This is a genomic window from Corynebacterium kroppenstedtii (genome assembly GCF_016894245.1).
Taxonomy (GTDB): domain Bacteria; phylum Actinomycetota; class Actinomycetes; order Mycobacteriales; family Mycobacteriaceae; genus Corynebacterium.
Genome location: NZ_CP069792.1, coordinates 991,220 through 1,010,552 on the forward strand (window position 1 = coordinate 991,220; position 19,333 = coordinate 1,010,552).

Annotated in this window: 16 protein-coding genes and 1 pseudogene; 12 read left to right on the plus strand and 5 right to left on the minus strand. The window is 58.6% G+C overall.

Annotated elements, in window-relative coordinates; genetic code table 11:
• The first annotated feature begins 4 nt into the window (after positions 1 to 4).
• The 3 genes from I6J23_RS04355 (at position 5) to I6J23_RS04365 (ending at position 3,283) form a co-directional block, all read left to right on the plus strand.
• Positions 5 to 2,044, plus strand: coding sequence for a fumarate reductase/succinate dehydrogenase flavoprotein subunit (locus I6J23_RS04355; protein ID WP_204582672.1), 2,040 nt, complete (start codon positions 5 to 7; stop codon positions 2,042 to 2,044).
• A complete protein-coding gene (locus I6J23_RS04360; RefSeq protein WP_204087627.1) occupies positions 2,044 to 2,793 on the plus strand; it encodes a succinate dehydrogenase/fumarate reductase iron-sulfur subunit in 750 nt (249 codons plus the stop codon). Before I6J23_RS04355 ends, I6J23_RS04360 begins: the two co-directional genes overlap by 1 nt.
• Before the next feature lie 166 nt (positions 2,794 to 2,959).
• On the plus strand, positions 2,960 to 3,283 hold the full coding sequence (locus I6J23_RS04365; RefSeq protein WP_046203233.1) for a hypothetical protein: 324 nt from the start codon (positions 2,960 to 2,962) through the stop codon (positions 3,281 to 3,283).
• Positions 3,284 to 3,748: 465 nt separating this feature from the next.
• On the opposite strand, the pseudogene I6J23_RS10910 reads toward I6J23_RS04365, so the two are convergent.
• Positions 3,749 to 3,847 (minus strand): annotated as a pseudogene (locus tag I6J23_RS10910) (hypothetical protein); the annotation flags it as partial.
• 69 nt (positions 3,848 to 3,916) lie between these two features.
• On the opposite strand from I6J23_RS10910, the gene I6J23_RS04370 reads away from it, so the two are divergent.
• Both I6J23_RS04370 and I6J23_RS04375 read left to right on the plus strand, forming a co-directional pair.
• On the plus strand, positions 3,917 to 5,542 hold the full coding sequence (locus I6J23_RS04370; RefSeq protein ID WP_412523802.1) for a DUF445 domain-containing protein: 1,626 nt from the start codon (positions 3,917 to 3,919) through the stop codon (positions 5,540 to 5,542).
• A gap of 78 nt (positions 5,543 to 5,620) precedes the next feature.
• On the plus strand, positions 5,621 to 5,908 hold the full coding sequence (locus tag I6J23_RS04375) for a DUF2516 family protein (protein ID WP_390886200.1): 288 nt from the start codon (positions 5,621 to 5,623) through the stop codon (positions 5,906 to 5,908).
• Here I6J23_RS04375 and I6J23_RS04380 read toward each other — a convergent pair.
• Positions 5,902 to 6,804 carry an LmeA family phospholipid-binding protein gene (locus I6J23_RS04380; protein WP_204582674.1) on the minus strand — a complete coding sequence of 301 codons (903 nt, stop codon included), beginning with the start codon at positions 6,802 to 6,804 and terminating at the stop codon, positions 5,902 to 5,904. The two genes, I6J23_RS04375 and I6J23_RS04380, sit on opposite strands and share 7 nt — an antisense overlap.
• Before the next feature lie 139 nt (positions 6,805 to 6,943).
• Here I6J23_RS04380 and I6J23_RS04385 point away from each other — a divergent pair, with 139 nt between their 5' ends.
• Positions 6,944 to 8,902 carry a hypothetical protein gene (locus tag I6J23_RS04385; protein ID WP_204582675.1) on the plus strand — a complete coding sequence of 653 codons (1,959 nt, stop codon included), beginning with the start codon at positions 6,944 to 6,946 and terminating at the stop codon, positions 8,900 to 8,902.
• 35 nt (positions 8,903 to 8,937) lie between these two features.
• Here I6J23_RS04385 and I6J23_RS04390 read toward each other — a convergent pair whose 3' ends face one another.
• The gene (locus I6J23_RS04390) at positions 8,938 to 9,804 is read right to left on the minus strand and encodes a class I SAM-dependent methyltransferase (RefSeq protein ID WP_239454992.1); all 867 of its coding nucleotides are present in this window, start codon (positions 9,802 to 9,804) and stop codon (positions 8,938 to 8,940) included.
• Between the two features lie 164 nt (positions 9,805 to 9,968).
• On the opposite strand from I6J23_RS04390, the gene I6J23_RS04395 reads away from it, so the two are divergent.
• Positions 9,969 to 11,192 carry a UDP-N-acetylmuramate dehydrogenase gene (locus I6J23_RS04395; protein WP_046203232.1) on the plus strand — a complete coding sequence of 408 codons (1,224 nt, stop codon included), beginning with the start codon at positions 9,969 to 9,971 and terminating at the stop codon, positions 11,190 to 11,192.
• 22 nt (positions 11,193 to 11,214) lie between these two features.
• Here I6J23_RS04395 and I6J23_RS04400 read toward each other — a convergent pair whose 3' ends face one another.
• Complete coding sequence (locus I6J23_RS04400; RefSeq protein WP_412845044.1) at positions 11,215 to 12,954, minus strand: long-chain-fatty-acid--CoA ligase; 1,740 nt, start codon at positions 12,952 to 12,954, stop codon at positions 11,215 to 11,217.
• A gap of 342 nt (positions 12,955 to 13,296) precedes the next feature.
• On the opposite strand from I6J23_RS04400, the gene mshA reads away from it, so the two are divergent.
• The 5 genes from mshA to I6J23_RS04425 all read left to right on the plus strand — a co-directional run bounded on the left by mshA (position 13,297) and on the right by I6J23_RS04425 (position 17,981).
• Complete coding sequence (gene mshA, locus I6J23_RS04405) at positions 13,297 to 14,586, plus strand: D-inositol-3-phosphate glycosyltransferase (protein WP_204582677.1); 1,290 nt, start codon at positions 13,297 to 13,299, stop codon at positions 14,584 to 14,586.
• Between the two features lie 17 nt (positions 14,587 to 14,603).
• Positions 14,604 to 15,086, plus strand: a complete 483-nt coding sequence (locus I6J23_RS04410) for a YbjN domain-containing protein (protein ID WP_239454994.1) — start codon at positions 14,604 to 14,606, stop codon at positions 15,084 to 15,086.
• Positions 15,087 to 15,205: 119 nt separating this feature from the next.
• Entirely contained in the window at positions 15,206 to 15,952 is a 747-nt protein-coding gene (locus tag I6J23_RS04415; RefSeq protein ID WP_204582679.1) for a phosphoglyceromutase, read from the plus strand.
• 90 nt (positions 15,953 to 16,042) lie between these two features.
• Positions 16,043 to 17,302, plus strand: a complete 1,260-nt coding sequence (locus I6J23_RS04420; RefSeq protein WP_318758093.1) for a sensor histidine kinase — start codon at positions 16,043 to 16,045, stop codon at positions 17,300 to 17,302.
• A complete protein-coding gene (locus I6J23_RS04425; RefSeq protein WP_204582680.1) occupies positions 17,295 to 17,981 on the plus strand; it encodes a response regulator transcription factor in 687 nt (228 codons plus the stop codon). The genes I6J23_RS04420 and I6J23_RS04425 overlap by 8 nt, the downstream gene beginning before the upstream one ends.
• Before the next feature lie 79 nt (positions 17,982 to 18,060).
• Here the strand turns inward: I6J23_RS04425 and I6J23_RS04430 are convergent, their stop codons facing one another.
• Entirely contained in the window at positions 18,061 to 19,083 is a 1,023-nt protein-coding gene (locus I6J23_RS04430) for a hypothetical protein (protein ID WP_204582681.1), read from the minus strand.
• Positions 19,084 to 19,333 lie beyond the last annotated feature (250 nt).

The window sequence follows — 19,333 nt, forward strand, 5'->3', positions numbered from 1 at the left end:
AAACATGAGTGCAGTTATTCAGAACCCCCACAATCAGGGGCCGGACTTCGACTACGACACCGCCGTTGAGAATTTCACCGCGCCTGATTCCTGCGTCCCCGGAGTGACCCTGGGCTCCAAATTAAAGGACAACGCTCCCCACATGGCGGGGCTATCGCAGGCCGATGAGTGGGATTACGCTAAGCAACACTTCAAGCTGGTCTCGCCTCTGAACCGGAAGAAGTTTACGGTCCTCGTCGTTGGCACTGGTTTGGCCGGCGGCGCTGCCGCAGCAGCGTTGGGTGAGCTGGGCTATGACGTCAAGGTGTTCACGTACCATGACGCTCCCCGCCGCGCTCACTCGATTGCCGCGCAGGGTGGTGTGAACTCGTCTCGCTCCAAGAAGCTGGACAATGACTCCACCTACAATCACACCAAAGACACGGTGAAGGGTGGCGACTACCGCTGCCGCGAGAACGACTGCTGGCGTTTGGCAGAAGAGTCTCCCCGCGTCATTGACCACATGAATGCCGTGGGCGCACCGTTCTCTCGCGAGTACGGCGGAACGCTGGCCACCCGTTCATTCGGTGGTGTCCAGGTTTCTCGTACGTATTACACCCGAGGCCAGACAGGCCAGCAGCTACAGCTGGCGACGACCTCCGCATTGCAGCGTCAAATTGGTGCCGGCTCGGTAGAGATCTTCACCCACAACGAGATGATGGATCTCATTATCGACGACGGCCGCTGCCAAGGCATCGTCACCCGTAACCTCATTACGGGCGAGCTGACCGCCCACACCGGCCACGCCGTAATCCTCGGAACCGGCGGCTACGGCAACGTCTACTACATGTCCACGTTGGCGAAGAACTCCAACGCGTCGGCCATCATGCGCGCCTACGACCAGGGCGCCTACATGGCATCGCCGTCGTTCGTGCAGTTCCACCCGACCGGTATCCCGGTGAACTCGGACTGGCAGTCCAAGACGATTCTAATGTCGGAATCACTCCGTAACGATGCCCGCGTCTGGACGCCGAAGAAGAAGGCCGACGACCGCGACCCCAACGACATCCCTGAAGACGAGCGCGACTACTTCCTGGAGCGTCGCTACCCGGCATTCGGTAACCTCGTCCCTCGCGATATCGCCTCCCGTGCGAACTCGCAGCAGATCAACGGTGGATACGGCGTCGGGCCATTGCACAACTCCGTGTACTTGGACCTGCGTGACGCTATCCAGCGTCTGGGCAAGGACGTGATCAAGGAACGTTACGGCAACTTGATCCAGATGTATGAAGAAACCATTGGTGAATCCGCCTACGAGACACCAATGCGTATCGCTCCGACCTGCCACTACGTGATGGGTGGCCTGTGGACCGACTTCAACGACATGACGAACATCCCCGGCCTCTTCGCCGCCGGCGAGGCATCCTGGATGTACCACGGTGCGAACCGCCTGGGTGCTAACTCGCTGCTGTCGGCGTCGATTGACGGTTGGTTTACCTTGCCGTTCACGATTCCGAACTACCTGGCGCCACTGCTGGGCACGAAGATTCTCCCGGCTGATTCGCCTGCTGCTCAGGAAGCTTTGGAACGGTCCAAGAAGCGCATCGAGAAATTGATGAACATCCAGGCGAAGGACCCGCACGGGCCGGAATACTTCCACCGCAAACTGGGTGACATCCTGTACTTCTCCTGCGGTGTGTCCCGTAACGTCGAAAATCTGGAAAAGGGTATCAAGGACATCCGCGAACTGCGCGATGATTTCTGGCAGAACCTGCACATCCCGGGTGACGTCGATAACCTCAACCAGGTTTTGGAATACGCCAACCGTGTTGCTGACTACATGGATCTTGCGGAGCTCATGTGCGTCGACGCCATGGACCGCGACGAATCCTGTGGTGCCCACTACCGCGATGACCACCTTTCTGAAGATGGTGAGGCAGAGCGTGATGACTCCAAGTGGTGCTTCGTCTCTGCATGGGAACACAACGGCGATGGCAAATTCATTCGCCACGCTGAGCCCCTGTACTTCGACCGCATCCCTCTGATGACAAGGAACTACAAGTAATGAAACTGCATCTAGAGATCTGGCGTCAGGCGGGCCCGGAATCCGAAGGACACTTCGAGTCTGTCGATGTCGATGACGCCGTCGAGCAAATGTCCATTCTCGAGCTGCTGGACCACGTCAACGAAGGCTACATCGAGCAAGGCAAAGAGCCTTTTGCTTTCGCCTCCGACTGCCGTGAAGGTATTTGCGGCACCTGCGGCTTGACCATCAACGGCCGGCCGCACGGTCCGGACAAGAACAAGCCGGCCTGCCAGCAGCGGCTGTTCAACTTCAAAGATGGTGACAGCATTAAAATCGAGCCATTGCGCTCTGCGGCATACCCCGTGATTAAGGATATGGTCGTTGATCGCTCCGCGCTGGATCGCGTCTTGGAACAAGGCGGCTTCATTTCCGTCATGGCTGGTACCGCCCCCGACGCGGACTTCTTGCCCATGAACCACGCCGACGCCGAGAAGGCTCTCGACTTCGCGGCATGTATTGGCTGTGGTGCGTGCGTCGCCGCGTGCCCGAACGGTGCAGCTCACCTGTTTACCGGCGCGAAATTGGAGCACTTGAAGCTCATGCCGCTGGGTAAGCAAGAGCGCGGTAAGCGTGCCCGGAAGATGGTCGACAACCTGGAAACCACCTTCGGCCCATGCTCGTTGTACGGTGAATGTGCCGACGTCTGCCCGGCGGGAATCCCGTTAACCGCTGTGGCTGCCGTGACGAAAGAGCGCACTCGTTCCGCATTGCGTAACAAGGACAAGTAGGTCATATCACCTGTCACTCCTACGTTCTGTTGGCCTGCCTAGACATGCAGGGTGGCAGTTCAGGGGTGACCCCACGGTGGCTTATGGGTAATTTTTATCCTCAAGCCGCTAGACTAAGGGTCACACTCTATGACCCACCCTGATTCAGGTCGTGAAAGGTAAAGTTATGTCTTCGTCTGAGGTTCGATTTGAAGGCGAACCGCACTACATAGAGGGCTATGTTCCCGTATCCCTCGCGTCACCGCATTCATCGCTGCACAGTAGCAAGACATGGTCGGGGATGGGGTTTGTCCTTTCCTCACTCGCCTTCTTCGGCATTTTCATCTTCGGTCTTGCCACCGAAATTTATGGCGGGCAAGGCTGGTCTACCTACTTGCTAATCGGCGGACTCATTAGCGGGTTCGTGTGCCTCATTGTCGGCTTCGGCCTCATCCACGCTGGTCGTGCCCCCTACCGTGAGTACAAGAAGCGCACCGGACGCCTCCACTAAAAGACACCACGTTGCGCATGGCTGTGCTGTTTTGAGCGGTATAGCGCTGTTCAGCACGGTCCCGCATGAATTGTGCATGCGTGAATGTATCAATAACGCGCTTAGGTGAAACCAGATCCTGAGCACCTCCAGCAACGCCACCCCTGTGAACATGGGGTGGCGTTGTTTTATGGGTGTACGACGAAAAATGTGTCCACATGCCGGAAAACTGCGGGGGTATATGCGGGGTGGTGGCCAAACTGCGGGGGGGATATGGCCAAAAAATGGCCGAAAATTGACCATATACCCCCGCACTTTTATTCGGGGCGCATATCCCCCCGCAGTTTCGGGCTCCAGGTGTAGCATCCCCCGCAGTTTTTCCGTCCACCGGCTCCTTCTTCCGTGCGTCGGTGCTTCGCGCCCCGGGGATTAGGTTCTTCCTGGGGTTATACAACAGAAAACGGTGCGAACACCTTTTTGGACAGGTTATGCCGCCACCATAGGGCGGTGTTCCTCGATGGTCAGTCCGCCCAGCGTGTTGGTGATGCGCTCGGTGTTGTAGAACTTTAGATAGCCTTCGACTGAGACCTCTAAGTCAGCCTTGTTTTATGTTTGCAGGGTCGGGGGATCCAGTAAAACTTTGGCTCGAACGCAATGCTTGTGCAGCACGTGTTAGCGCATGCGTGTCATGTCCTACCGCCCTGGCACAATAGAACCGTGACTGATTCTGGACCCCGTCATGCCCTTCCTGCGGATAATTCCCCTGATAACGATTCACCCACTCGTGCCTCCTCTGGAGATAACCTGGCACACCCCACACCCTCCGGCACGCCTGTAGCCAGGCACGACACATCCCGCCGCGGAGGGCACGCAGCCACGGTAGCTCCCGTAGCCGTTAACCACCGTGGACAGGTCGCCACTCAGGCGCCCGCACCACGGGGAACTGTGTCCTCGGCCTCGTCGTCTTCCGCCTCGCCGTCGTCGGCTCCCTCGCCATCCTCGCCGTCGTCGGAAACCCTTCCGCCGGTCAGCGATGAGGCAGGCCGCCGTCGAGAATTGAAAAAATATAAGGCCATCGCGACAGGGCTCTTAGTTTTCGCGACGGTGATCTACCTCGTGTGCCGGTGGTTGGAGCAGGACTCCGACGCCGCATGGATCGGTTATGTGCGCGCCGCCTCCGAAGCGGGCATGGTCGGTGCGCTCGCGGATTGGTTCGCCGTGACGGCACTATTCCGGCGGCCCATGCACTTGCCCATTCCTCACACGGCGATCATCCGGCGCAAAAAAGACCAGGTCGGCGAGGCATTATCGGGGTTCGTGGGGGACAACTTCCTCAATGCTGAGCTCATTACCGACAAAGTTCAGAAGGCCGACATTCCCGCTAGAGTGGGGCAGTGGGCGTCGGAGCCGGCCAATGCGGCGCGCGTGTCCGAAGAGGTCGGCAACGCGACGATCGCCATTGTCGAGGGCATCGACGATGACGAAGCTGCCGAGATTATCCGCACGATGGTGATCGACCGCATCGCCGAGCCGGATTGGGGGCCGCCCGCAGGTGCGCTCATGGAGCAATTCATTGCGGAGGGAAAAGCCGAGCCGGTCGTCGACACGATTATTTCCTGGGCATATGACCGCGCGCGCACTTCCGAGGAGCTCATTACGCGGTTGCTCAATCAGCGGGCGCCGTCGTGGGCACCAGGGTTCATCAACGACCTCGTCGGTGAACGCGTGTACCGGGAAGTCGTCGATTTTGCGTACAAGGTGAAGACGGAGCCGGACCATGAGGCCCGCCAGGCGTTGCGTCGGGTGGTCAATCAATGGGCGTCGGACCTGCAGCATGACCCGGAGATGATCAACAGGGTCGAGGAATTTAAACACGACGTGCTGTCCTCCGCACCCGTGCAAGCTGCACCCGCGACCGTGTGGCGCAATATGAAAGAACAAATCGTTCGCATGGCGTCGGATCCGCAATCACATGTGCGACGCAGAATTGCCGAGGAAGTCTCCCTGTATGCCAACCGGCTCTTGACGGATCCGGAGCTTCGCGCGCGATGGGGAGAGCGCGTCACGGGAACCGCGCGGTATATCGCGCAGAACTTCTCGGGCGAGGTGACCAGCATTATTTCCGAAACCGTGGAGCGCTGGGATGCCGACGAAGCCAGCGACAAGATCGAGCTCATGGTGGGGAAGGACCTGCAATACATTCGCTTTAATGGGACCATTGTGGGATCCTTGGCCGGGCTGCTGATCTACACGCTCTCGCAGCTGGTGCTGAGTCTGTAGCCTGGTGGGTGCCTGTAGTCTGGCAGTGAATCCGCCACCCTTGAAAACTACGTAGTGGGAGAGTCCGCGATGCATGTCATGATGACAATTTTCATGGTCCTCGGCTGGGTCATGGTGGCCATGAAATTAGCCATCGCGGTCGTGGGGGTTGTGGGTGCCGTCGTTGTGGCATCCACCCGCTCCGACGCGTTCGAGGCCGGGGACCGCCGCCCCAAGTGGCAGTGGTTCGGAATCCTAGTGGTATCGACGCTCCTCGTGCTGTTCACCAGGAGCTTCATCTGGCTCTTCGGCATCGTGGCCATCGGCGTGTACTGGTTTGACGTACACCCGCAGCTCAAGAGCATCCAAAACGGCGAATACTACTGACGGCCACTAACGCGACCAGCGGCTGAATCACTGGTCGAGCCATCGTTCCGCGTCCCCAGGATCTGATTGGCATTATCCGACAGCGCTTTCAGATCGACGTCGTGACCTTCCTCCGTCACGCGCATACCCCGGCTAGTGACCTCCACATGAGTCGCCTTCAGCTCCTTATTGCTGACATTGGCGGCATCTTCAATTTGCGACGTCAGAACGTCGGCCACAGACTGCGGAAGCGACATACCGAGCAACTTCGCGTTGGTCACCTTCATGGTGAGATCGCCGTCGCCGATAGTGGGCTTGATCTCTAGATCGGCCAGGCCACCGGATAGCTCGAGGCTGAAGGTGCCTTTTGATGGGTTGGGGTTGACGGCCGTGACTTTGATGGCGCGATCGGCAATAGATTGCGCCGCAGGGGAGTAGGCAGCTTGGTGGTAGGCCTGACTACTGGCGTTTTGCGAATTGGTGCCTGAACTGCCCTTTCGCGTCACCCCACCCTGTGCCGCGGCTTCGATGTAATCGGTGGACAGCGTGGTATCCAGCGTGAGCGTGCCCGCCTTGTGAGAGTTCATGTTGAGGTTATCAATCGTGATTGTCGACGGCGGATACCCGCTGACGTCGGGAGCCGATGTGGTGCCGTCGGGGTAGGTCACATCGAGCGAATTAGGAATATCCACCTTCACATGGCTGAGCTTGCGCGTGATTACCGCAGGTAGAACCGGGTGCGTGCCGAACGAGACCTGTGCGGAGGACGACGAACCATCCGCGTGCTCTGAGAGCTCCTTTTTAATGTGAGAGGACACGTAGGCCCGCGCGGCAAATTCGGCGACCACGAGTACCACGATGGCCAGCACGATGACGACCACCATGATTTTTCCCAAAGAAGACTTAGAGCGATTCACGCGGACAAGTAAACCGGAGATCGTGGGGGCTCGGCAAGGGAAAATGCCGTATTTAGGAATGTTGTAGAAAACTATTCAGCAAATTCACAGAGTAAGGGGTATTTACGGGGCTTCTGGGGGCTCGCGGACTAGGTTTTAGGTGATGAAGGTTATCGATTATGTCCGGTGGATGGGAATTGCTGCCTGGACCGGTGGGCTAGCTATTCCCCGACACTCGCGCGGACTGGCACTGAAGCCGGGGATTTCCGCACGGCATATTTCGATCGAGAGTGCGGGAGGTTGTGCCCGGACATTAGAGACCATCGAACGAGAATACACGCATATTCAGTGGCTTCTCGGTGGTTCACCTCTCGACGAAACGGCGCTGGACTACGTCTACCAGCAGGATCTGCGTATAACAGCCGGTGCCCTCATGAACCGCGCTTTCGCTGTTGTTGATTTCGGTGATGCTCCCCGTGATTACAGCCCGGAGGCGTCGGTGGCGGTGGCACGCGAGGTCAGTACAACCGCAGCTGGTTCAGCACTATCAGGACACATCCCTGCTTGGAACCTGGCTGAACCACTGGGGTTGCTCGCTTTGGTTGTGCGGGAGTACTTCACTGGTTCCACTATCCAGGAACTCACCCGCGACTACGTGCACCGTTGGAGTGAGGGGAGCCGTCAGACCGGTAGTGGCAACCATGTTGGTAGCCCGATGGCCTTTGGGCGGCTTGCCTACAGCATTGCTCGCCATCCTGATAGCAAATTAGCGTCTCCCGTTACTCCCATCACGCTGCACGTCCACGCCGAGGATCCGGTTTTCACTGAGCCGGTAGTTGAGTGGCTCATAGACCGAGCCCAGGCGTTCGCGACCACCTTCGGAAGTACCGTCGATTGTCGAGCAGTCTTTCACAATGTCCGACGTCACTCTTCTTTTCCTTCCACGGTTCACGAACCTGATGCTGAAGAAACTCCTGTCATTCTGTACAAAATTCCGCTGGACACAGGAATTCTGCGGGACGATTGCTTCGCTTCCTCTGTGACCGAGGCTGTCACCCCACCACTCGGAGCAGAGCCACAGGTCAATCGCGAGTGTGAGTCTGTTGTCCTGCATCGTGATCCGGATAGCGGCGTTATTCAGGCTCGTCCGTTTACACCAGGTCGGACTCTCATTGATCGTCGTATTCAATGGGGTGATTATCTCCGGCCGGCTGAGGTTATTGACCAGTTACAGCGCGAGTGTTCCTTGGCTGATCCTGATTGTCTTGGGGCTCACGCGACGCCGACGTTGATGTGGGAATCATTGGCGACGTGGGGACTGTCGGACGACGTCCGAGCCGGAATGAGCGACAAGTCTGAACTCGACGCTATTTCTGTGGATCGCGAACCACACACGTCCACCCCGACAACAACCGTGCGCGCGGTCCACCCCAATGTTGTGTCATTAATGCGTGACTCGGTAGATCGACCGCTGTTCACCGTGGAGGTCGACGCTACTGCTCCGCTGGGCAACGTGATCCATGATGTGTGCGATGTGTTGGACGAACTCGGAGTTACTCCATCGATGGACTTTCCCGTCGAGATAGTGCGGTCTGAGACAGCGCGGTTGGAAACGCCAGTTGCTGCCCAAGCTCGGACAGTGACGGAGAGCGTAAGTTCGCGCGACATTTCTCCAGGTAATCCGCGCCGGGCATCTCACTCGGACGTCTTACCGTGCTTATGGCCATTAGCGCTCGGGGCTCGAAGCGATGCCGTCACAGATCAGGCCATTGCACTCGCTGCGGTGCGTTTAGCTCTCCAGGATTGTGCTCCACACGCTGTCTCGTGGGTTGGCGTCAAGCATTCGCGGGTAGCGGGGTCTGCTGCCGAGCACTGCATTACGGTAGCTATCGCGCGTAGGGATGACGATACAGAAAAACCAGAGCACGATGCACTAATTGAAGGGGTCAACGATGCAGTGAACCAGACCTGCTCCGCCCATTTCCCTGATTTACACATCGTGTGCGAGATCGTTGATGGGGACGAATGCGTCGATATCCGCCAGTGGGTCACAGCTCTTGGATACCATCCAGTTTCTGGACTCTTACCAGCATATATGCAACTCGAGCGCCTGGGCTGAGCAGAGACTGCAGACGGCTAGCGTCGGGCAATACCTCACCCTTCCGCAACAACATCCCATGGAACGGTAATGACGTTATCGCGGATTCGTCGCCGCGGAGCGTCGACAGGAAATCCAGATCGGTGCAGGTAGGTCAGCGCTTCCCGCCACCGGACGCGGGGGCCGTACACATCGAACGGTGCTGTTCTGTTCCACGCGTCGTCGAGCGTACTAAAAAGATCGTGGACGGGGTCGCCCGGAACATTGCGGTGGATCAGAACTTTAGGCAGACGTTCGGCCAGGTCAGAGGGCTTGTCAACGTCGAAAGGATCCCATGCGAGGGTCAGCGTGCGCGGCCCGTCGGCATCTAGGAGGATCCAGGAACACCGGCGGCCGAGTTCGTCGCAGGTCCCTTCGATGATGTACCCACCCGGCGCGAGCCGCGATTGCATCGTTTCCCACGCAGCGTGAACATCCGCGACATCGTATTGCCGCAGCACATTGAACGCCCGAACCAGGTGCGGCCGCAGCCCGGCCAGCTCAAACCCGCCGAGCGCGAAATGAACCCCATCGCGGTCGGGGAGGACGCGCTCGGGGTCGATCTCCAAGCCGGTGACGTCGACAGTAGGGCGAATAGTGCGCAAACGGGCGGCCCACTCGCAGGTCGTTGTCCAGCTCGCACCGTAGCCCACATCCACGGCCAGGGGCCTATCCCCATGGAGGAGCGCGCGGCGCAGGTCCGCGTTATGAACAACCCACCGGTCGCACCGCCGCAGCCGGTTAATCCCCGTCGTTCCGCGTGTCACGGTGCCGACGGGCCCATTCCCACTCCACGATGGTGTGCGGACATTATGGGCGCGCAGATTCCGCGTCCCAGCGTCGGGATGGCGGCGATTCCCATGTGGGGTCGAGGGTTTGTCCATAGGGGGGTGCGGTTCAGCAGGGAGTGCGTTTGAAGTGTCGATAGCGGTGGTGTGGATGTGGTACTACCCACTCGTCGATAGTGATCGTAGACTGAGGTGCCGTACTGTCACGAGTCAACCGGGGCTGAACGGCAGCCCGCCAATCCGACACTAAGGCTGAGCAGATGAGTTCTTTACCGACGAGTCCGCAGCAGGATTCTACCGATGACCTCCTGGAGCGCCTGGACGCGACCGTTGGTGTGTCCGTCGTCCGCGGGAAGTCATTCGCGGACTTAACGACGTTGCGCATCGGCGGTACTCCGCGCGCTGTCGTCGAGGTAACAACCCCCGGCGCCGTCGCCACAGTGGTCAAGGCGGTCGTTGATGCCCAGGTGCCGTGGATCGTCGTCGGCGGTGGATCGAACTTGGTGGTCGCGGAGAGCCCGTCGGTGGAGGAGCTGATTGCCGTTCATCTGATGGTTCGCCGGCCTATTTTGGACGATCCCGACGATGACGAATCGCAGCTAGCACCCGTCATGATGGACGTTCACGAAGGCACAGTGAGCTGTTTCGGCGGTGTCGAGTGGGATGCCCTCGTGGCCGCGACCGTGACATCGGGTTTGGGCGGATTGGAGTGCCTGTCGGGGATTCCGGGGTCGGTCGGTGCGACGCCGGTGCAGAATGTGGGCGCGTATGGCGTTGAGGTGTCCTCGGTGCTGCAGCGCGTGCTGTTGACTTATTGCGGCGATGGCGAGCACGAGCCGGGTGCGCAGGAATGGGTCACTCCCGACGCCCTCGACCTGGCCTACCGCTACTCGAACATCAAGTTCACCCGGCGGGCCGTGGTGACGGCCGTGGAGTTCCAATTGACGCCCGGGGGAGTGTCGGCCCCGCTTCGCTATGGCGAGTTGGCCCGGCGCTTGGGGGTGACCCCGGAAGAATCAGCCCAGGAGGGTGGCGCTCGACGACCAGCCGCGGCGGTGCGTGAGGCGGTCCTCCAGCTGCGGCACGGTAAGGGAATGGTTCTCGACGCGAACGATCATGACACCTGGTCAGCGGGTTCGTTCTTCACTAATCCCATTATCGACGCCGACGCCCTCCCTCTTATCCGTGAGGCTGTCCGCCAGCGGTGTGGTGATGACGTCGCGGAGTCGATGCCAGCGTTCCCCGTCGGCAATCGTGTGAAGTTATCGGCAGCGTGGTTGATCGATAAGTCGGGGCTGACGAAGGGATGGAAGGTTCATGCTCACGCACCGGCGTCATTGTCAACGAAACATACGCTGGCCTTGACCAACCGCGGCGGGGCCAACAGCGCGGATATCGTCGAGTTGGCCCACGCCGTGCAAAACCATGTTCGGGAGGTCTTCGGGGTGACGTTGGAACCCGAACCAGTGTGGGTGGGGTTTTAGGCCGGCTGTGGAGCCATTGGCGCTAGTTTTTCTTTGTGCGCTCGATAATGTCGTCGCGGACATCACGTCGGCGGACCTTTCCCATGTGGTCGCGGGGTAAATCGTCGAAGTGATAGAACGTGCGGGGAACCTTGTATCGGGCTAGGGATTCCCTACAGAAGTCCTTTAATCCATCAGGGTCGAGGGCTGCTCCGGGTTCCAAGCTAATACCGGCGACGACTGTTTCAGAACCATCTTCACGGGGGAGACCGACAACTGTTGCGGCTTCAATATCGGGGTGCCGGGTGAGGACGTCTTCTACCTCTTGCGGGTACACATTGAATCCGCCAGTGATAATGATTTCTTTGGTCCGTGCGACTAAGCGAATGAAGCCATCGGGCTCCATGATCCCGACGTCGCCGGTGATGTACCAGCCGTTATGGAAGCTTTTTGCGTTGGCTTCGGGGGCATTGATGTATCCAGAGAAGACCTGAGGGCCTTTGACCAAGAGTTCTCCTGGTTCCCCATCGGGCATGGTGCGATCTAGATTATCTTTGTCCGCAATGCGAATAATGGTGTCGGGGAACGGGATGCCGACGTATCCGGGACGTCGGTTATCGGTCATGGGGTTCCCGGCAATGATGGGGGAGGTTTCCGTCAGCCCATAGCCTTCGATGAGATGTCCTTTGGTCAGTGCTTCCCACTTTTCGACGGTAGAGGCGGGCAGGGATGATGCGCCGGAGAATGAGTTACGGACGCCATGGATATCAATGCCCTTCTTTGTCGCCTCAGCGGCAATACGCTCATACAACGTAGGGACTCCGGGCAGCCATGTAGGAGTCTCTTTCTTCATAATCGACATGATGAGCTTCATATCCGGTGAGGGCAGCAGAATGAGTTCTGCACCGCCGATGAAGGGCCCAAATAGCATGGTCATCACGATGCCGTAGGCGTGGAACATAGGCAGCGCAGTAAGGAAAGTCTCTTTGCCTGGGCGTAAGTCAGGAACCCACGCTTTGCCCTGAACAACATTGGCCACAAGGTTTCGATGGCGCAATTCTGCGCCTTTGGGCGCTCCCGTCGTGCCGGAGGTGTACAGGATAAGTGTCGGGTCATCGGGATCGGCGTCATAAGGTTCGATGGTGGATCCATCCCCACCGAGGCCGTCGGAAATGAGAGTTTCCCAAGGAATTGTCCCATCGACTGAGGTGGTGAGCTGGCCCCTCATCTTGGAAAGGGGAGGAAGAGGGATCCGGAGAGCTAGCCGATAGTGCAGAGGCATAGCTTTTGTCATATCCACCGAAACAATGGTGTCTAAAGCAGTATTGGGGTCGGCACGAAGCTTTTCGACCATCGCGACCGATTTGTCCCACGCGATCGCGATACGCGCTCCATGATCTGCAAAGGGGCCTTTGAGCTCAGGAGCGGTATAGAGAGGGTTATGTTCGACGGGTACCGCGCCTAGCATGACGCAGGCGAAAAAAGCATGAATGTGCTGAGGACAATTAGGCATGAGGAGTGCGACGCGATCGCCTTGGCGCACTCCAAGGGCATAGAGTCCGGCTGCGGCCCGACGTACCTCGCGATCGACATCCTTCCAAGATTGTTTAGCTCCAAAGAAGGAAAGGCCTGGTCGATTGCCAAATTTGGCCAGGTTGTCGCGGTAAATGGTGGACAGCGTTATGCCCTCATAATCCAGCTCATGGTCAGTCCATTCGGGGTAATACTGTAACCATGCTTTATCGTCGGTTGCTCCCATGTTTGCACTTTCTGTCGTAGCGATAGGTGGAAGGGACACTCTCGAAGGGGTGTGCCGTGGGCGTGATTGATGTGAAGCGATAGTACGCCTCAATTCCGAGTGGAGCTTAGGCCTCTTATCGTTAAGACCTCTTGGGATAGACCTAGGCAGCGACGGGGGACTGAGGCGTTTTTCACCCTAACGCTAACGACTCTCCATATGAAATTTTTGTAGGCAAAAAATAAAAATAGTGGTAATTCGGCAACTACATATTTGCTACATTGTCGGACGCCGAATCGCTCCGCCCTATGGCCAACCCCGAAACTCCCCCGGGATGTCAGAGTGCAACGCTTGCAAGGATCGCCCGATTCATCCACCCTTGGTGGCATGACAACTTCTCCTCGCGGCCGGATCGCCGTGATCTCGATGCACACCTCTCCCATTGAGCAACCGGGGGTCGGTGATGCCGGAGGAATGAACGTCTACATCCGATCCACCTCATTAGAACTGGGTGCATTGGGGTACGAGGTCGATATCTTCACCCGCGCCACACGCTCTAGCCAGGGGAAAGTCGTGCAGCTCGCGCCGAATGTTCGGCTCATTAACATCATTGCCGGTCCCTACGAAGGGCTCACCAAAGAGGAACTCCCCACACAAATGGTCGCCTTCACCGGCGGCATCATCGAATTCGCCCATTGTGAAAAAGTGTCCTACTCGCTCATCCACTCACACTATTGGATGAGTGGACAGGTGGGGTGGCTTCTCCGCGACCTATGGCAAGTCCCACAGATTCACACCGCGCACACCCTCGCGCTTGTCAAGAACAGCGCGCTAGCCACGGGCGACCGCCCCGAACCGGAATCACGGCGCATCTGTGAACAACAAATCGTGGACAACGCGGATCGCCTCGTCGTCAATACCGAAGCAGGAAAAGATAACCTAGTCTTCCACTACGATGCCAACCCCGAGCACATCGACGTCGTCCTCCCCGGGGCAGATGTTACACAATTCTCGCCGGGATCCGACCGGGCAACAGAACGCAGCCGACGTGAACTCGGCGTCCCTTTGCATGCCACGGTCATCGCCTTCGTCGGACGCATGCAGCGATTGAAAGGCCCGCACGTCCTCCTGCGGGCCGTCGCCGATATGATGAAACAGCGCCCGGACCAGGAACTACGCGTGCTTATGTGCGGCGGACCATCAGGCAACGGGCTCGCGCGCCCCACCGAATTTGAAGACCTCGCGCGGGACCTCGGCATCGACTCCCTGGTGCGATTCCTTGCACCCCGCCCGCCAGAGGACCTCGCCAGCGTCTACCGCGCCGCCGACATCGTCGCCATCCCTAGCTACAACGAATCCTTCGGGCTCGTCGCCGTAGAAGCCCAAGCATCCGGCACCCCTGTCGTTGCAGCGCGTGCCGGTGGACTGCCCATCACCATCGACGACGGCACCAGCGGAATCCTCGTCGACGGCCATAACCCATCCGATTGGGCCGCCGCGTTGCAAGCCTTGTGCGATGACGACGATCGTCGAATCGCCATGGGCGAAAACGCCACCGCCCACGCCTCCAGGTTCTCCTGGGCCAGCTCGGCACGCCACCTCAGTGACATTTATGAGGATGCAATCAAGAAAGGCCCCCACGTTCGTTGCGGAAGTGACCGCGCCGGGGCGTCATAGAGGCCACAATGGAGAGTATGACCAAAAACGACCTGATCGCACTCCTCGACGAGGCGGACATTGATTATGACGCCCCCGACGGCAAGGACTTTGTGGCCGTTATCCTGCCGGGAACCAGGCGACTGAAAACCGTCGCGCTGCTGATCCCGGGCCAGAATTACCTACGCATTGAAGCGTTTGTGTGCCGTGCCGTCGAGGAAAAACAGGCCGACGTGTACCGGTTCCTGTTGCAGAAGAACAACAAGACATTCGGTGTTGCCTATACGCTCGACGCCAATAACGACATCTATCTGGCCGGATACCTACCAGCGAATCTAAGCCCGCAGGACCTGGATCGGGCTCTGGGACAGCTACTGGACCGGGCGGATAACGATTTCAACCGGATGCTTGAGATGGGATTTGAGGAATCCATCCGCAAAGAATGGGCCTGGCGATTAAGCCGCGGCGAATCAACGAGAAACTTGGAAGCCTTCGAGGCTCTCCGACCTGCCGACGAGTAGCCGGGAAGCAGCCGATGAGCAGCCACCGCCCAGTGCACTGACCATGTTCATCCAGGCACGCTGCGATGTTCCTCCAGGGCACTAGGCAAGGTGTTGCCATTCGTGGCACGATAGAAGGCATGAGTAACGGAAAACTTATTCTTCTTCGTCATGGCCAGAGCCAGTGGAATTCCACGAACCAATTTACGGGTTGGGTCGACGTTGATCTCACTGAAAAGGGCGAGGCAGAAGCCAAGCGCGGTGGCGAGCTCATCAAGGAAAAGGGCCTTCATCCTGAGGTGCTCTACACCTCCCTGTTACGACGGGCTATCCGCACCGCTGACATCGCCCTCAACGCTGCCGACCGGCTGTGGATCCCGGTCATCCGTGATTGGCGCTTGAACGAGCGTCACTACGGTGCCCTGCAGGGGCTGAACAAAGCCGATACTAAAGAAAAATACGGTAACGAAAAATTCATGGCATGGCGTCGGTCCTACGACACTCGCCCGCCAGAGCTCGAGGACGGCACAGAGTACTCGCAATCCGACGACCCCCGCTACGCCAACCTTGACTCGGTCCCGAAGACGGAGTGCTTGAAGGACGTCGTTGCTCGCTTCGTCCCCTACTTTAAGGAAGAAATCCTTCCGCGCGCACAGAAGGGGCAGACCGTCCTGATCGCTGCCCATGGAAACTCCTTGCGTGCGTTGGTCAAGCACCTGGATAACATTTCCGACGACGACATCGCCGGTTTGAACATCCCCACCGGTATCCCGCTGGTCTACGAGATTGCTGAGGACGGCTCCGTTGTGAACCCCGGCGGAACCTACTTGGATCCGGAAGCTGCTGCCGCAGGAGCTGCGGCCGTCGCTAACCAGGGCTCGAAGTAAAAGCGGACCCATGACGTTAAGGCGGGGCAGTTAACGCGTGGCGGTGAGGTAGGGGGAGCCCGCCCCGCGTGACCGACTACGCTTAATGATGTGTCCGCGACAATCGGCATCATCATCGCAGTCAGTGTGTTCGTCGGGGGAGCCATTGGTTTCACAGTGGCCAAATTGCACCGTGTTCTCTCTGGTGTGCAATTACTCCACCCGCGGCTGAAACCCCGCGCAGGTGGGGAAGCGCCCGGCCGCGAACCGACGGCCCGTGTTCAGAAACCAGCGTCGCCATCTCGCCAGCCCAAAGCTAAGGCGTCGAGCAAGCTGGTGACCTACGCCGACGTGCTCAATGTGGCCGTCGATAATTCCCCCATCGCGGTGGTCGTCGTCGATAAGCATGAAGACATTGTGCTAGCCAACGATGCTTCCCGGGTACTGGGCATTGTGGATAAGACGCACATCAACCGGGCGGCCTGGGGAGCTGCGCTGAAGGTTTTCGCGGACGGTGAGCCGCGCGAGATCGTGTTCCGCCCGGAGCGGTCTGCTCGTGAGACCCGCGAACGCCCCATTTTTTCGGTGAAAGCCGCCGTTCGCTTACTTTCTGACAGCGACAATCGCTTCATCGTTATATATGCGATTGATGACTCAGAGAATGTGCGCATGGAAACTGCGCGGAGAGATTTCGTCGCAAATGTGTCACATGAGTTGAAATCACCGGTCGGAGCGGTGTCGTTAATGGTGGAAGCCCTGCTTGAGGCCAAAGATGATCCCGATTCTGTCGAATATTTCGGCGGAAAAGTAATGAAAGAAACCCAAAGACTGGGCCAATTGATCACCGAACTAATCTCTTTAACCAAGCTACAAGGCGCGGAACCATTACCTGATTTCGAAGTCCTGAGCATCGACGATGTGGTTGACGAAGCAGTCGAGCGATGCCGATTTGCCGCGGAAGCGCACGACATCTCACTCTCCACCGACGCTCCTTGCGGGGCCACCGTGTTAGGTGACACGAACTCGCTGGTCACCGCGTTGAGCAACCTCATCATGAACGCCATCAATTACTCGCCGGAAGCAACGCCGGTCACCGTCACCAGGGAAGTGCTCTCTGACCGTGACAAGGGGCGGCAGGTCGTGGACGTGCGGGTGACAGACCGCGGAATCGGCATCGCCCCCGAAGACCAGAAACGCGTCTTCGAGCGGTTCTTCCGCGTCGACAAGGCACGATCCCGACGAACAGGGGGTACAGGTTTGGGCCTGGCGATTGTGAAGCATGTGGCAGCAAACCACGACGGCGACATTAAGCTATGGAGTAAGCCGGAAACCGGATCAACATTCACTTTGGAGCTCCCGACACATGACTAGTGTTCTTATTGTCGAAGATCAGGAAACGTTATCCGAGCCGCTTGCATTCCTCCTGCGCAAGGAGGGATTCGATGTCATCATCGCCCCCGACGGGCCGACGGGTCTGCGTGAGTTCAGCCAGCACGAGATCAGCATTGTTCTCCTCGACCTTATGCTCCCGGGGATGTCCGGCACCGAGGTCTGTAAAAAACTGAGGCAAAGCTCTACCGTCCCCATCATCATGGTCACGGCACGAGATACAGAGATGGACAAAATCGTTGGCTTGGAGCTGGGTGCCGACGACTACGTCACGAAACCGTATTCGGCCCGCGAACTTATCGCGAGAATTCGGGCGGTTCTTCGACGTGGCCGCGGGACTTCTGGGCCTGACCAGTTTGACGACGAAATCCTTGAGGTCGGGAACGTGCGGATGGACGTGGAACGCCACTCGGTATGGGTGGACGACAAAGAAATCAACATGCCCCTGAAGGAATTTGACCTGCTGGAATACCTGATGCGGAATGAAGGGCGTGTGCTGACACGTGGCCAGCTGATTGACCGCGTGTGGGGGCTGGACTACGTGGGGGACACGAAAACGCTGGATGTTCACGTGAAGCGGTTGCGGTCCAAAGTGGAGGATGACCCCTCGCACCCGCACCATCTGATCACGGTCCGGGGGCTTGGATACAAATTCGAATAACGGCGGGCCCCGGCGGTTTTAGCGGCGTGGTGAGGTTTGTGCTTCCCGCCCGTTTTTAGCGGCGTGGTGCCGCGCGGTTTTAGTTGGCCGGGTGTGTGCCGGCGACCGTTGCCGGATGCATCGCAACAATCGGCATTCCCAACGACACAGGGCGACGTGAATTCTGCGCAGCTTCGGTTTGTTGCGTGACGTTGGTCTGCCCCTCGGCCTCCATCACGATCCGAGCCCGTTCCTCTAACGCCTCACAATGCTCCGCGATGACCTCGTAGGCGCTCTCGCCGAGCATTTCGGTCAACTCATCTTTGTGTGTACGCCACAGGGATTTCCCTTGGAGGAAAGGCATGGGCGTATGGCAGCCAGGAGCGCCGCTGCAGTACCAGTCAAAATCCTCTCCGCCGTCGCCCCACCCGCGGCGTTCGTATTCGCCAATCGTCGTGTGCAGGATTTCATGGCCGTCGGGGCGGGTCTCCCAGTCCTCCGTGCGGTGCAAAGGTAGCTGCCAACACACCTCGGGCTTCGCGTATTCCAGTCGTTCGCCAGTGTCCATGGCCCACTGGTGGAGAGCGCACCCCGTGCCCGTTGGCCAGCCGGGCCGGTTCGCGAAAATGCAGGCACCGTCCACAATGGGCGTCTTGAGCGCTGGTTCTGGTTCGCCGTCGTCATTGTCTAGCTCATCCCACACGAGCCAGGGCTCCAACTCCGCCGGGTCGCGGGTGCTCAGCCACTCGTCCGTCCCCTCCGGGCGAAGTTGCCAATACTTCGCGGGCATGCGGGACACGCAATCCGTGAGGGCGTCGTGATCGTCTTCGTCGGCAAGAAATGCCCCGTGAACACAGCAGCCAGCATTGGGCATCGACGATTCAATTCCCGGGCATGCGTCGGTGCCGAACCGGCAGGAATAGCCGGAGAGCAGCCAGGTGAGATCGACGGTGATGAGGTGATCCTCGTCGTCCGGGTTGAGGAAGGAGAACCATTCGCGCGGGAAGTCTGCGGGGACTTCGATGCCGGCGCGGATGGAGCGGTCCGCGAGGGTGCCCTCGGGGTAGCCGGTGCGCATGGGATGGGTGCGCGCTGTGGAATGGGTGGGTTTAGGAGTGGGCATTGCGCACTCAGCATAGATGCTGACCGGGCGATCACTTAAAACGCGGAAAATCTAACGAGGTTTGAACCCAATCATAATGCGGGGTTATACAACAAAAGTGTGTCCGCATGCCGGAAAACTGCGGGGGTATATGCGGGGTGGTGGTCAAACTGCGGGGGGATATGGGCGAAAAATGGCAGAAAATTGACCATATACCCCCGCGCTTTTATTCGGGGCGCATATCCCCCCGCATTTTCGGGCTCCAGGTGTA